At 59.8% G+C, this 12,902-nt stretch carries 15 protein-coding genes, 1 tRNA gene and 1 pseudogene; 7 read left to right on the top strand and 10 right to left on the bottom strand.

Features of this window, described 5'->3' with window-relative positions:
* The first annotated feature begins 7 nt into the window (after window positions 1–7).
* The 4 genes from bamC (at window position 8) to BFQ00_RS04805 (ending at window position 2,800) form a co-directional block, all read left to right on the top strand.
* Window positions 8–1,123, top strand: a complete 1,116-nt coding sequence (gene bamC / locus BFQ00_RS04820; RefSeq protein ID WP_065932775.1) for an outer membrane protein assembly factor BamC — start codon at window positions 8–10, stop codon at window positions 1,121–1,123.
* A 4-nt stretch (window positions 1,124–1,127) separates the two neighbouring features.
* On the top strand, window positions 1,128–1,886 hold the full coding sequence (locus tag BFQ00_RS04815; protein WP_065932774.1) for an MBL fold metallo-hydrolase: 759 nt from the start codon (window positions 1,128–1,130) through the stop codon (window positions 1,884–1,886).
* Between the two features lie 27 nt (window positions 1,887–1,913).
* Complete coding sequence (gene purC, locus BFQ00_RS04810) at window positions 1,914–2,627, top strand: phosphoribosylaminoimidazolesuccinocarboxamide synthase (RefSeq protein ID WP_057723050.1); 714 nt, start codon at window positions 1,914–1,916, stop codon at window positions 2,625–2,627.
* 83 nt (window positions 2,628–2,710) lie between these two features.
* Window positions 2,711–2,800, top strand: a tRNA-Ser gene (locus BFQ00_RS04805).
* Between the two features lie 78 nt (window positions 2,801–2,878).
* Here the strand turns inward: BFQ00_RS04805 and BFQ00_RS04800 are convergent.
* Window positions 2,879–3,166, bottom strand: coding sequence for a type II toxin-antitoxin system RelE family toxin (locus BFQ00_RS04800; RefSeq protein WP_065932773.1), 288 nt, complete (start codon window positions 3,164–3,166; stop codon window positions 2,879–2,881).
* Entirely contained in the window at window positions 3,156–3,395 is a 240-nt protein-coding gene (locus tag BFQ00_RS04795) for a type II toxin-antitoxin system RelB/DinJ family antitoxin (protein ID WP_065932772.1), read from the bottom strand. The genes BFQ00_RS04800 and BFQ00_RS04795 overlap by 11 nt, the downstream gene beginning before the upstream one ends.
* 643 nt (window positions 3,396–4,038) lie before the next feature.
* On the opposite strand from BFQ00_RS04795, the gene BFQ00_RS04790 reads away from it, so the two are divergent.
* Entirely contained in the window at window positions 4,039–4,296 is a 258-nt protein-coding gene (locus BFQ00_RS04790; protein ID WP_065932771.1) for a DUF6124 family protein, read from the top strand.
* 71 nt (window positions 4,297–4,367) lie between these two features.
* Here BFQ00_RS04790 and BFQ00_RS04785 read toward each other — a convergent pair whose 3' ends face one another.
* The 3 genes from BFQ00_RS04785 to BFQ00_RS04775 all read right to left on the bottom strand — a co-directional run bounded on the left by BFQ00_RS04785 (window position 4,368) and on the right by BFQ00_RS04775 (window position 6,433).
* A complete protein-coding gene (locus BFQ00_RS04785; protein ID WP_065932770.1) occupies window positions 4,368–5,594 on the bottom strand; it encodes an MFS transporter in 1,227 nt (408 codons plus the stop codon).
* A 161-nt stretch (window positions 5,595–5,755) separates the two neighbouring features.
* On the bottom strand, window positions 5,756–6,127 hold the full coding sequence (locus tag BFQ00_RS04780; protein WP_065932769.1) for a helix-turn-helix domain-containing protein: 372 nt from the start codon (window positions 6,125–6,127) through the stop codon (window positions 5,756–5,758).
* Between the two features lie 3 nt (window positions 6,128–6,130).
* Entirely contained in the window at window positions 6,131–6,433 is a 303-nt protein-coding gene (locus BFQ00_RS04775; RefSeq protein ID WP_065932768.1) for a type II toxin-antitoxin system HigB family toxin, read from the bottom strand.
* A 302-nt stretch (window positions 6,434–6,735) separates the two neighbouring features.
* On the opposite strand from BFQ00_RS04775, the pseudogene BFQ00_RS30310 reads away from it, so the two are divergent.
* A pseudogene (locus tag BFQ00_RS30310) lies at window positions 6,736–7,503 on the top strand (MCP four helix bundle domain-containing protein); the annotation flags it as partial.
* Window positions 7,498–8,361: a methyl-accepting chemotaxis protein gene (locus BFQ00_RS30305; RefSeq protein WP_371914183.1), complete on the top strand. Its 864-nt coding sequence runs from the start codon at window positions 7,498–7,500 to the stop codon at window positions 8,359–8,361. The pseudogene BFQ00_RS30310 and the gene BFQ00_RS30305, both read left to right, overlap by 6 nt.
* Here the strand turns inward: BFQ00_RS30305 and BFQ00_RS04765 are convergent.
* From BFQ00_RS04765 to BFQ00_RS04745, 5 genes are read right to left on the bottom strand one after another with little or no spacing between them, the layout of a single operon-like run.
* The gene (locus BFQ00_RS04765) at window positions 8,352–10,295 is read right to left on the bottom strand and encodes a response regulator (RefSeq protein WP_065932766.1); all 1,944 of its coding nucleotides are present in this window, start codon (window positions 10,293–10,295) and stop codon (window positions 8,352–8,354) included. The two genes, BFQ00_RS30305 and BFQ00_RS04765, sit on opposite strands and share 10 nt — an antisense overlap.
* The gene (locus BFQ00_RS04760; protein WP_065932765.1) at window positions 10,285–11,148 is read right to left on the bottom strand and encodes a sensor histidine kinase; all 864 of its coding nucleotides are present in this window, start codon (window positions 11,146–11,148) and stop codon (window positions 10,285–10,287) included. Before BFQ00_RS04760 ends, BFQ00_RS04765 begins: the two co-directional genes overlap by 11 nt.
* Entirely contained in the window at window positions 11,141–12,148 is a 1,008-nt protein-coding gene (locus BFQ00_RS04755; RefSeq protein WP_083208069.1) for an ATP-binding protein, read from the bottom strand. Before BFQ00_RS04755 ends, BFQ00_RS04760 begins: the two co-directional genes overlap by 8 nt.
* The gene (locus tag BFQ00_RS04750; protein ID WP_065886285.1) at window positions 12,139–12,543 is read right to left on the bottom strand and encodes an anti-sigma regulatory factor; all 405 of its coding nucleotides are present in this window, start codon (window positions 12,541–12,543) and stop codon (window positions 12,139–12,141) included. The genes BFQ00_RS04755 and BFQ00_RS04750 overlap by 10 nt, the downstream gene beginning before the upstream one ends.
* Window positions 12,540–12,902: an STAS domain-containing protein gene (locus BFQ00_RS04745; RefSeq protein WP_065932764.1), complete on the bottom strand. Its 363-nt coding sequence runs from the start codon at window positions 12,900–12,902 to the stop codon at window positions 12,540–12,542. The genes BFQ00_RS04750 and BFQ00_RS04745 overlap by 4 nt, the downstream gene beginning before the upstream one ends.

Below are 12,902 nucleotides of genomic sequence, written 5' to 3'. Positions count from 1 at the left end.
ACTACGCATGAAGCGATTGGCCGGACTTTCCGCACTTGCCTTGATTATCTCCAGCACCAGTGGCTGCGGTTGGGTATGGGGCCCGGAAGGCTACTTCCGTGACCGTGGCAGCGATTACCTGGAAGCGCAAGCAACCAAACCGATGCAACTGCCGCCTGACGTGAACGTCGCCAAGCGTCTCGACCCGCTGCTGCCGATTCCGCGCAATGTCGCCGACGACACCGTCAAGGGCGAATATGTGGTGCCACGTCCGCAGCCGATCACGGCAGTGGCCGATGCGAGCGACTACAGCCTGCAAAAGAGTGGCGACAACCGCTGGATCGTGGCTCAGCGCCCACCCGCCGAAGTCTGGCCGGTGGCGGTGCAGTTCTTCCAGGACAATGGCTTTCGCATCGACGAGCAGCGCCCGCAGACGGGTGAGTTCACCACGGCGTGGCAGCCAGGCCGTGAGTTGTCCGCCAACATGGCCCAGCGCCTGTTGGCTGGCGGTGTAGCCGCCGACAGCGAGGCCCGTGTGCGTGTGCGCATCGAGCCAGGCGTACAGCGCAACACCAGTGAAGTCTATGTGGTCAGCGCCGAGCGCCCTGCCGGCAGCACGGCCAGCGTCGATTTCACGCCGCGCTCGGTCAATACCGGTGTCGACGCCGCGCTGGTCGACGAGATGCTGGCCAGCATGAGCCGCATCTCCGAGAAGGGCGGCTCGGTTTCCCTGCTCGCCGCACGTGATTACGACACGCCCAGCCGCGTCAGCCTCACCGAAGATGGCAGCGGCAACGTGGTGCTGAACCTGGGTGAAGACCTGGACCGTGCCTGGGCCAGCGTAGGTCGCGCACTGGAGCAAGGCCCTTGGCGCGTTGAGGACATCAACCGCAGCCTGGGTCTTTACTACATCAACGTGGCTGAAAAGGCCGAGAAAAAAGACGACGAGCCAGGTTTCTTCGGCAAGTTGTTCGGCAGCCAGCCGACCAAGGAAGAAGTCGAGACCCGCGCCGAGCGTTATCAGGTTCGTTTGAGCAAGGTCGGCGAGAGCGTGCAAGTCACCGTCGAGAAAAACATCAACACTGTCGCGCCAGCTGAAACAGCGCGCAAAGTATTGGGTGTAATTCAGGACAACCTGGGCTGATCCGATGCGTTTTGCTGTTCTCGGTAGCGGTAGCCAAGGGAACGGCACGCTGGTCGCCCATGACGACACGTACATATTGGTCGATTGTGGTTTCTCGTTAAGAGAAACCGAGCGGCGCCTGCTGCGCCTGGGGGTTCACCCCGCGCAGCTGAGCGCGATTCTGGTGACCCACGAACATGCCGACCACGTGCATGGCGTGGGTTTGCTGTCTCGACGCTACAATCTTCCGGTGTACTTGAGTCGCGGTACCTTGCGCGGGATGCGCAAACCCATTGAGCCCGCAGGTTTCCTGGCCGGTGGCGAGCAGCTGCAGATCGGTGCCCTGAGCATCAGTGCCGTCGCCGTCGCTCACGACGCGCAGGAGCCGACGCAATATGTATTCAGTGATGGTGAGCGACGCTTCGGCGTGCTGACCGACCTGGGTTCCTACTGCGCGAAAGTGTTGGACGGTTACCGCGACCTCGATGCCTTGATAATCGAATCCAATCACTGCCGAGACCTGCTGGCTCGCGGTCATTACCCCTACTTTCTCAAGCAGCGGGTGGGCGGCGAACTGGGACATTTGAACAACCATCAGGCGGCGTACCTGGTGTATGAGTTGGGCTGGCAAGACCTGCAACACCTGGTCCTGGCCCACCTGAGCAGCAAGAACAACCTGCCGACGCTTGCCCGGCAATGTTTTGTCGACACCCTCGGGTGCGACCCGGACTGGCTGCAACTGGCCGATCAAGATTCAGGGCTCGACTGGCGCCACATCGCCTAGCCCACCTCACTCAAAGCGGAGCCCATCATGGAAAAACGTGAAGAACTCTACCGCGGCAAAGCCAAGTCGGTATACAAGACCGACGACGCCAACCGCCTGATCCTGCTGTTTCGCAACGACACCTCGGCGTTCGACGGCAAGCGCATCGAACAGCTTGATCGCAAGGGCATGGTGAACAACAAGTTCAACGCCTTCATCATGCAGAAACTCGAAGAAGCCGGTGTTCCGACCCAATTCGACAAACTGCTGGGCGATAACGAATGCCTGGTCAAGAAGCTCGACATGATTCCGGTCGAATGCGTTGTGCGCAACTACGCCGCCGGCAGCCTGGTCAAGCGCCTGGGCGTGGAGGAGGGCCTCAAGCTCAACCCTTACACCTTCGAGCTGTTCCTGAAGGACGACGCCAAGGGCGACCCGTTCATCAATGAATCCCACGTCGTAGCGTTCGGCTGGGGCACCGCTGAACAACTGGCACGCATGAAAGAGTTGTCCCTCAAGGTCAACGACGTGCTGAGCAAGCTGTTCGACGACGCCGGCCTCCTGCTGGTGGACTTCAAGCTCGAATTCGGCGTATTCCACGATGGCTCCATCGTCCTGGGCGACGAGTTCAGCCCGGACGGCTGCCGCCTGTGGGACAAGGACACCAAGAAGAAGATGGACAAAGACCGCTTCCGCCAGGGCCTCGGTGACGTGATCGAAGCCTACGAAGAAGTCGCCCAGCGCCTCGGCGTACCGCTTTAATCGACGCAAGCATCTGATAGCACGGAAAAAAATCGCCTTTGGGGTTTGCTTCCGTGATACACACTGTTATGATGCGCGCCGTTGGAGAGATGCCAGAGTGGCCGAATGGGACGGATTCGAAATCCGTTGTACCTTCACCGGTACCTAGGGTTCGAATCCCTATCTCTCCGCCATTACATGAAAAAGCCCCGTAGCTGCATAAGCTACGGGGCTTTTCCGTTTGGGGCGTCTTTTGGGCTATCAACCCACGGTTAGCTCAAGCGCTCATTCGCCTTGCGATAGGCCTGATCGTGCTCCCGCTTATCCACGGCCACCACGACGACTGTAATTTCCTGATCGATCACTTGATAGACCAGTCTGTAGCCGCTACTGCGTAATTTGATCTTGTAGCAGTCAGGGAGTCCATGCAGGCGATTGGCTTCATTGCGGGGATTGTTCAGAGTCTCCGCCAGCTTCTTCTTGAACTGCTGACGGAGGGTGTCGCCGAGTTTTTGCCATTCCTTCAATGCGCGCGCATCAAAATCAAGGCTATAGGTCATCTAACGAAACCTTCACTCGCTGGGTCGATGCTAAGCGTTCACGTACGGTGGCCATCAAGGCTTCATCTTCCTCCGTCATCAGCACGGGCTTAAATGGCAGCTGACCACGCTCGGCTACGTACTGCAGCGCCTGACGCATCAGCTCGGAGGGCGTGACGCCGAGCTTCTCCAATTCGAGGTAGGCGCGAGCTTTCAGGTCGTCATCAATACGAACGTTGATAGATGCCATGGGAAAGGTCCTCGTGTAATGACGTTGGTCATTACATTGAGTCAGATGCGTCCCTTTGGCAAGTCTGTCTGGACATACGGCAATCGCTTTCATTCGTTGACCCTACTTTTTTCCCTTCGGTTTTGCTGACGGCTTTTTATCCGTTTCCTTAACCGTCTCTCTTGGCCTTTTCTTTGCCTCACCCTCTGTCACGTATTCCCCTGTGACCGCATCGCGATATCTCGTTGGCATATAAGCTCCCTGGCAGGTACGTCGCCAACCCGGCGACTCTTTTGAGGCTAGCTTAGAGACCTGGATGCTCAAGTTTCACTGCGGGAATTCTCGTTACCAAGACTTTCCGAAATAGCCGCTTACGTTGTGTGGGATCGGCAGTTTCCGAGCAGGGTTGCGTTGGCTGGGGCAGGGCGCTAACCTTCCGCCGTCGCCCTGATGGCGACCGGTTTTGACAGACCGATTTACAGGTGTACAACCTCCATGCGATTACAGACGTTTGTGCTGTGACGTCGTTTTATGGCGGCTGTGCGTGGGGCATCCTCGGGTGCGCCGGGTCCTGTATACCGGTCTGTCAACCCGCGCATAGCTGCCACCTGATTCTGTTTGACAGCGGGATGTGGCAGCTCCCATTACATACAGGAGCTACACAATGAACATGAGCAACCTCGATTCTGCTTCCGAGTTTTCCCCTCGTAAAATATTTCACGTAGGTGCAGATGTCGGCACCGAAGAAGCCCTGACAAACACCTCCGAAATTCTTTCCTCCGCTCTCCAAACTGCCTACCAATGCGCCGAAGATCCGGACAGTACTCAGTCACCCGTGATCATGGGTCTGGCTCAACTCATCGAGAATGCCCAGTCGCTGGTCGACTCAGTCCTTGAGCGTGATTTCCCGACAGCGAAATAAACACCAGTTTTTGAAACAAAAAAGCCTGCCGAGCTCAATGCTCAGCAGGCTTTTTAGTGTGTCCAGGCTCGTCAGGCCGGCTGCGCCACCAGGCGATTGCTGATGTTACGCCCCAGCACCAGCACCGTGACAAAACCTGCGCCCACCAGCGCCGTGGCCAGGCTCAACAACACCGAAGTGCCCAGGTGGTCTACGATCTGTCCACCAAAGAACGAGCCCAGCGCAATGATCACCTGGAACAGCGCAACGAATAGCGGCATGCCACGTTCCACATCCTTGGGTGCGACCACGAACATCCAGATACTGGCGCACGCCGGGAAGGCGCCGAAGGCGAAGCCCCACAGCGCGATCAGCATCGTGGCGCCGATCATGCCGGTGGCGAAGTAGGGGAACAGGGCGGTGCTGGTGCCGATCATCAGCGCGACCAGCAGCAGGGTGTGACGCACGCTGCGGTTGGCGGCGAAACCGGCAAAAATGTTACCTGCCACACCGGCCACGCCAAACATCAGCAACAGCGAACCGATCGTCGGCCCGTCGAAGCCGGCGCTGTTCTTGAAGAACGGCGCGACATAGGTGTAGGCGGCAAAGTGCGCGAGGCCGATCAGCAACACGGCGATCAGTCCGACTCGGGCACGTGGGTTGATAAACAACGCCGGCAAGTCACGCACGAGGATGGCCTTCTCCGGGTAGAGTCGAGGCAACAGGAAGACCTGCGCCAGCAGTACCGGTACGCCCAGCAGCGCGGTGACCAGGAAGGTCATGCGCCAGCCCATCAGGCCACTCAACCAGGTACCGACCGGCACGCCCAGTACGGTGGCCAGGGTCACGCCCATCATGATGATCGAGGTGGCTTTCGCGACGTCCACTCCCCTGGGGGCCAGGCGGCCGCTGAGGGCGATGGCCGTCGCCCAGAAACCACCGATGCTGATGCCCAGCAATACGCGGCCGAACAGCAGCAGGCTGAAGTCGCTGGCCAAAGACACCACCAGGTTGGCGATGATCATGACCAATGTCAGGCCGATCAGCAGATAACGGCGATCCATCTTGCCAATGATCACCGACAGCAGCGGCGCCGCGAGAGCGGCCATGATACCCGGCAGGGTCACCATCAGGCCCGCGTGGCCGGCGCTGATGCCGAGATCGCTGGCGACGTCGTTGAGCACGCCCACGGGCAGAAACTCGCTGGTCACCAGGGCGAACGCGCCCACGGCGACCGAAAGAATCGCCAACCACTGCTGTTTGACACTCTGTTGATTATGTTCGGGAAGGCCGCGAGGGGCCTGGCTGGCATTTGGCATGGCGTTCAGTTCCGGGGTGAGCGTCGCCTGAAGTCAGGCGAGGGGGAGGGAATTTGGAGGCGATTATAGAAACCAGTTGTGGTAATTGAGCAGGCGCTCGGTTCGATAGTAATCATCAGTGCAATCGATGCGACTGGATTCAGTCGTTACGGCCTTAGATTTCACGCATTTTTTATCGGCCGGATCAGGCTCTCAGCCGGAATTCCAAACATTTCATGTAGTTTCCAAATCATTGGCAAAGTGAGTGCGCGTTTTCCATTAAGCACTTCATAGACCCGGTTTTGACGGCCAATGGCGGGCACCAGGTCTGCTGCCGAAAGACCAGACTGTTCCATTCTGAAACGAATGGCGTCGACGGGGGTGGGCAGGTCAACCGGGAAATGCTTGGCCTCATAGGCTTCAATCAGGGTGATCATCACGTCGAAGTAGTCACCTTCTGGCGTACCGGGTTCCGGTTCGTCATCGAACAGTGGGGAGACTGACTTCAGTGCGTCTTTATAGTCCTGCTCGGTATGGATGGGGCGGATATTCATGGGTTACTCCGTTTCAACAGTGTCGGCGTCAATCGCGTCGTACTGCTTATGCGTACCGACGAACTTGATGTAGAGAGCGCCGTAGCGATAGGCCACTGCGACCACGAGCCGGTAGTCGTTGCCTTTTATATTGAAGACGACTCTGCGGCTCTTGAGGACGCTTGCATGACGAAACTGTTCCTTGATGTCAGCCGGGGCGGACCAGTCCGCGTTTTTCGCCTCATCTATCCAAGCCAGTAGCGATTGCTCGGCGTCCGGGTACTTGCGCCAAAAGGTTTTGAGTTGGCTGATCGCGATGATTCTCATGAGGAAATCCTAGTCCCGTGATGGGACTTGTGCAAGCTCGTATTATTGGTAACGGTTGTTTTTGGATAGCCGCCTTAGGTCAGAAAAGGTTTTGCCGCATAAGGAATCTCCGTTGTAACGGTGAAGGAATACGTTCCGAACCCAGTATTGCCCTCAAGTAGCTTTTTGCTCGTCAACAGGTCAAATAACTCCCTGATATTCATGACAATTAATTTCCCTTCAAGCTACGCTCTAAAGTCCCGCCTGCGCAGGCCGAAACCCTCTCATACGACGTCATATACCTAATAAGAGATCTCCTCGAAATGTCCCTTCGCAACCTGTCCATCGCTCGCCGTGCGGGTCTGGGTTTTGCCTTGATCGCTTTGCTCGTGGCCCTGCTGGGTTTTTTTGCCCTGTCGAACATGGCCAGCATCCGCGCCAGTGCGGTGCAGGTTGAAAGCGGGCTGGTGCCCAAGATGCGGCTGGTGGCGGACATCCGCGAAATAATGCTGCGCATTCGTACGATCTCTTTGCGCATGGCGCTGGACCCGAATCCGGCAGGCATCCCGCAATACCGCAGCCAGATGGACACTCGCAGCCAGGACCTGACCAAAAAGCTGGCAGAGCTCGATGCGGTCATCGATACCCCGCAAGTGCGCGCGCTCTACGATCAGTTCCAGGGGTCGCTGCGTCAGTACCAACAGGGCCTGGCCCAATCCTTCGTGCTTGCCGACAAACAGCAGGGCGCCGAGCTGAACAAGTTGCTGCTGGTGGACATGAAAACCGTGATCGATGGCTCCGGTACGCAGCTCAATGCGCTCGCTGACTACTACAACGCGCAGATCAACCAGCAGGGCCAACTGGCCGAGTCGCAGTACAGCCGCTCGCGCACCATGGTGTTCGGCTTCGTACTCCTGGCCGCTCTGAGTACCGTGGCACTGGCCTGGTTGTTGACGCGCAGCATTGTCGGTCCGCTGAGCCATGCGGTGCGAGCTGCCGAAAACGTGGCTCAAGGCGACCTGACCCAGACGGTGGACGTGACCGGTGACGATGAAGTGACGCGTCTGCTGGTTGCGCTCAAGACCATGCAGGCCAATCTGCGCGGGACGTTGCAGCTGATCCGCCAGTCGGCGGGGCAGATGGCCGCATCCGCCACCGAGTTGAATGGCATTACCGACCAGAGCAGCCGCAGCCTGCAGAAGCAGACCGCCGAAATCGAGCAGGCCGCTACCGCCGTCAACGAGATGACATCCGCAGCGGACGAAGTGGCGCGCAACGCAGTGTCCACCTCTGAATCCACGCGTGTTTCCAATGAAACGGCGCGCGAAGGCCAGCATCGCGTTGGCGAAACCGTCAGCGCCATCCAGGCCCTGAGCACGAACATAGGTGAAACCTCGAAGCTGGTGCAGAACCTCGCCGAACAATCGCGTGATATCGGCAAGGTCCTCGATGTGATTCGCTCCATTGCCGAACAGACCAATCTGCTGGCGCTCAATGCCGCTATCGAGGCCGCGCGGGCCGGTGAATCCGGGCGCGGCTTTGCGGTCGTTGCCGACGAAGTGCGCGCGCTGGCACATCGTACCCAGCAATCGACGCTGGAAATCGACCAGATGGTCACGGCCATGCGCACAGGGTCGGACCACGCGCTGACCTCAATGCAATCGAGTACCCAGCGCGCCACCGATACCCTGGTCCTGGCCGAAGGGGCGGGTGGCGCATTGAGCCAGATCACCGACTCCATCGATCAGATCCACCAGCGCAACCTGGTAATTGCCAGCGCGGCGGAAGAGCAGGCGCAAGTGGCCAAGGAGGTCGATCGCAACATCGTCAACATTCGCGACTTGTCTGCCCAATCCTCATCCGGGGCTGGGCAGATCAATGGATCGAGTCGCGAGCTGGCACAGTTGGCGGCTTCGCTGAACGAAGCGGTGGCCCGGTTTCAGCTGTAGTCAGCGGCGCCAGGGCTTGCCTCCAGGCCCTGGCGAATCTTCTCGAGCAGTTCATCGATATGGAACGGCTTGGTGATCAGGTCCATGCGTTCACCCAGGAAGTTTTGCCGATTGGCTGCATTCTCGGCGTAGCCGGTCATGAACAGGATCGGCAAATCATTGCGCAGGCCACGGGCGAAGTCCGCCAGTTCGCGACCGGTCATGTAGGGCAGGCCGACATCGGTGAGCAGCAGATTGATCGTCAGGTCAGTCTCCAAGCGGGCAAGCGCTTCGTCACCGTCGGCGGCCAGGCTGCAGCGGTAACCGGCGTCTGCCAGTACTTCGGCGACAAAGCTGCGCACTGAAGGCATGTCCTCGACGATGAGTATGTGTTCACCGTTGCTCTTGCCCGGTTTTGCAAACGTCCTGGTGGTTACCGATGCAGGACCTTCTGCGGCCGGAAGCATGATCGTCACTTCAGTGCCCTGGCGGGTGACGCTGCGGATCTGCGCATCGCCGCCGGACTGGCGGGCGAAACCGTAGATGGTCGACAGGCCCAGGCCGGTGCCCTGGCCCACTGGCTTGGTGGTGAAGAAGGGATCGAACACCTTGTCGATGACGCTGTGCTCGATGCCCACGCCGTTATCGCGTACCGACAGCGCGATGTAGGGACCGTCTTCCAGCTTGAGGTTGCCGTTGGAGTAGGCAGGGTAGGTGGTCACCCAGATATTGCCGCCTTTGGGCAGCGCATCGCGGGCGTTGATTACCAGGTTCAGCACTGCACTTTCCAGCTGGATCGGGTCGACCATCGCCACCGCAGCGTTGTTGGTCAGCTCCAGTTTCAAGGTGATGTGTTCGCCGATGGTGCGCACCAGCAACTCTTCCAGGGAGCGGATATGCGCATTGATATCGATGGGCCGCGTGTCCAACGGCTGCTGGCGGGCGAAGGCGAGCAGGCGGTTGGTCAGGCCGGCGGCGCTCAGGGCTGAACTGAGTGCGGCGTCGGCATAGCCCAGGACCTTATCGGTGCGCTGGCTTTCAATGCGCTTCTTGATCAGCTCCAGGCTGGTGATGATACCGGTAAGCAGGTTGTTGAAGTCGTGGGCGATGCCGCCGGTGAGCTTGCCCAGGGCGTCCATTTTCTGGGCCTGGAGCAGCTGCGCCTCAGTGCGTGCCAGGCGGGTCGCCGCGTTGGCGAGTTCGGCCTGTTGATGACGCTCGCGATGGCGGTATTCAGTCACGTCCTCGACAAATACCAGGCTCAGCTCGGCACGGTCATAGGGCGATATCTGCCATTCGGTTTCGCGCAGCTGGCCGTCGACTTTCATCTGCAACGTGCCTTTCCAGCGTTCGCCGGCCGCCAGGCGCAGGCACAGTTCCTGGATAACCGCATACTGGTCGCCGGCGAAGCATTCAAGCAGGGCATCGGGGTTGAGGTTGTCGTGAATCAACTGGGCGAACGCGTGGTTGCACTCGTGAACCTTCAGTTGCGCATCCAGCACTGCAATCGGCGCGCTGATATTAAAGAAGATTTCTCGAAAGCGTGCCTCGCTTTGCCTTAACGCGTATTCGGTGTCGCGCACGCGCAAAAGGGTGCGCAGCGTCGCCAGCAGGACCTCGGGGTCGATCGGGTGGATCAGGTAGGCGTCGGCCCCGGCGTCCAGGCCGGTGATGATGTCGCCGGTCTCGATGGACGCCGCCGACACGTGCACCACCGGCAGCAAGGCGGTGTTCGGGTCGGTACGCAAACGGCGCACGATGTCGAAGCCACTCATGTCCGGCAGGTTGACGTCGAGGATCAGCGCATCAATTTTTCCCGTGGCGATCAGGTCCAGCCCCTCCTGGCCCGTGCCGGCTTCGAGCACCAAGTAGTGATGGCGCTCGAGGCGTCGGCGCAGGGCGTAGCGCGTGGCGGCATTGTCGTCGACGATCAGCAGCTGGATGTCACGTTTCATCGACGTTCTCGCTGGCAATGGAGAGAGGGATAACTACAAAGAACAGCGAGCCTACGCCGGGTGTGCTTTCAACACCGACCCTGCCGCCCAGCAACTGGGCAAAACGCTTGCACAGTGACAGGCCCAGGCCGGTGCCGCGCAGGCGTTTCTGCAGCGGTGAGTCGATCTGGGAAAAGTCTTCGAACAGGTTGTTGTGTAACTCGGCGGGTATGCCCAGGCCGGTGTCCTGCACCGCAAATCGGATCTCGTGTTCGCTCTCCATGCGCGCCGAGACCCGCACTTCGCCCAGCAGGGTGAATTTCAGGGCGTTGGAAATGAAATTGCGCAGTATTTGCGCGAGTTTTTTGTCATCGGTATAGAGCTTGGGCAGGCCGGAAGGCTTCTCGAAGATCAGGTCGACCGATGATGCGTCCACGATGGGGCGAAACATTCCGCGCAGCGCCGAGAACATGTCGAACATATCGAACCAGGCGGGAGAAATAGTGATGCGCCCGGCCTCGATCTTGGCCAGGTCGAGCAAGTCGTCGACCATCTCGCGCAATTCGCGCGCCGAGCTGGCGATAAACCCGACCTGGGTGTGTTGCTCCGGGCTCAACGGGCCGTCCAGTTCGTCGGCAAGCAGGCTGGTGATACTCAGGATCGAGCCCAGGGGCGTGCGGAACTCATGGCTCATGTACGACAGGAAACGGCTCTTGAGGTCTGACGCCTCACGCAGTTGGTCGGCTTGCATGTCCAGTTCGGCATACAGCGCCAGCACGCCTTGGTTGGTTTCATCCAACTCCGCGCGCAGGGCATCCGCTTCCTGGCGCAGACGTTGGATTTCAGCGGCGAGCGAGGCGGTGGTTTCAGCCATCGATGGCCTCCAGGGCAATCACGAAGACAGTAACGTCGTCCCGGCCGCGGCAGAAGTCACGGTGCAGGATGGCGGCAATCAGGGCGGGGTGGCGGTGGACGAGCCCCGGATAGTCCGAAAGATTCCAGCGTGATTGCAGGCCGTCGCTGTACAGGATCAGCAACTGATCGGCCACCTGAGCATAGTCGAAGGGTTGGGCCTTGCGAAACTGCACGCCGATGATACCCGGGTGGGAGGCCAGGCCGCGCGGCTTGCCAGGCCCGATCAGGCTGCCGCCGATATTGCCGATGCCGGTAAACCTGAGTGTCTCGGCCACGGCATCGTACTGGGCCACCGCCATGGCGGCGCCACGGGTGCCGTTCATGCCGATGTGCATATCGCTCATCAATACCGTCGAATCCATGAAGGCATTCTGTGCAAACACCTCCTCTCCCGCTCGGGCTGCCTGCTCGGCGTATTCGCCATGGCCGAGCCCGTCGGCCATCATTACGCTGAACCGCCCAGGCTCGATCGCGAGGTGCCAGGCATCACCGCAGTGGGGGTCGTTATGCAGGGAGTGCTGGCTGACGCCATAGCGAATATCGCGGGTCGTTGCGGCACGCGGCATCAGCCTGGCCAGTATCGCTGCGCCACGCTGATCGGCATGGGCATCGAACACCTGCGCCAGGCGCGATATTGCCCCCAGCCCGATGCCCTGGGTGCCCCCGGTGGAAAAACCGTCCACCAGCCCGCTGTCGATATCAAAGCCCTGCCCACGGTCGATGGCGATCATTTCGACGCCGCCGTTGCCGGTGGCGCGCAGGTGCAACTCACCGTGCGTGGCATGTTTGAGGATATTGCTGGCAAGCTCGGTGGCGACCAGCGCTACGCGCCCCGCATCGGTCTCATCGAAGCCCAGCGACTCGGATAAGTGCTGGGCCGTGCGCCGGGCGTGGCCGATCTGGCTGGTATCTTCAATCAACAGCACGTGCGTGAGCGCGCTGGGAATATTCAGGCCCATCGGGTGATCGTCACGCGGGTACCCTTGCCAGGCTCGGTGTCCAGTTCAAACTCGTCCACCAGGCGCTTGGCTCCGGTGAGCCCAAGGCCCAGACCACCGCCGGAGGTCCAGCCGTCGGTCATCGCCAGCTTGAGGTCGGGAATGCCCGGCCCTTCGTCGCGAAACGTGAGGCGTACGCCGGGGCGGTGGTCTTTCTCGAGCACTGCCCAGTCCATGTAGCCACCACCGCCATAGACCACGGTGTTACGCGCCAACTCGCTGACCGCCGTGACCAGTTTGGTCAGGTCGATCAAGCGCATGCCGCAGTCCTGGGCCAGTCTGCGTACCAATTGTCGAGCCAGCACAACGTCCTGTTCTATCAGCACAGGGTGCGTGCCGCTGCTGGCTTGGTTCATGAGTGTTCTACCCGTTCGCGCAACAGCTTCATGCCGCGCTCGACGTTGAGTGCGGTCGCGACGCCGGGCAGGGTCATGCCTAACTCCACCAGGGTAATGGCGACCGCAGGCTGCATGCCGACCAGTACGGTTTGTGCATCCATGATCCGGGACAACCCGGAGATGGTGCCGATCATGCGGCCGATGAAGGAGTCGACCATGTCCAGCGCCGAGATATCGATAAGCACGCCGCGCGCCGAGGTGCGGCTGATACGCTCGGACAGGTCGTCCTGCAAGGTCAGCGCGAGTTGGTCGTGCATGTCCACCTGGATGGTCACGAGCAAAAACTCGCCCATCTGCAAAATAGGGATGCGTTCCAT

The organism is Pseudomonas sp. 28 E 9, from assembly GCF_900004785.1.
GTDB classification, from domain to species: domain Bacteria; phylum Pseudomonadota; class Gammaproteobacteria; order Pseudomonadales; family Pseudomonadaceae; genus Aquipseudomonas; species Aquipseudomonas orientalis_A.
The sequence above is the reverse complement of the archived record's forward strand: the minus strand, read 5'-3'. Positions and strand labels throughout refer to the sequence as shown.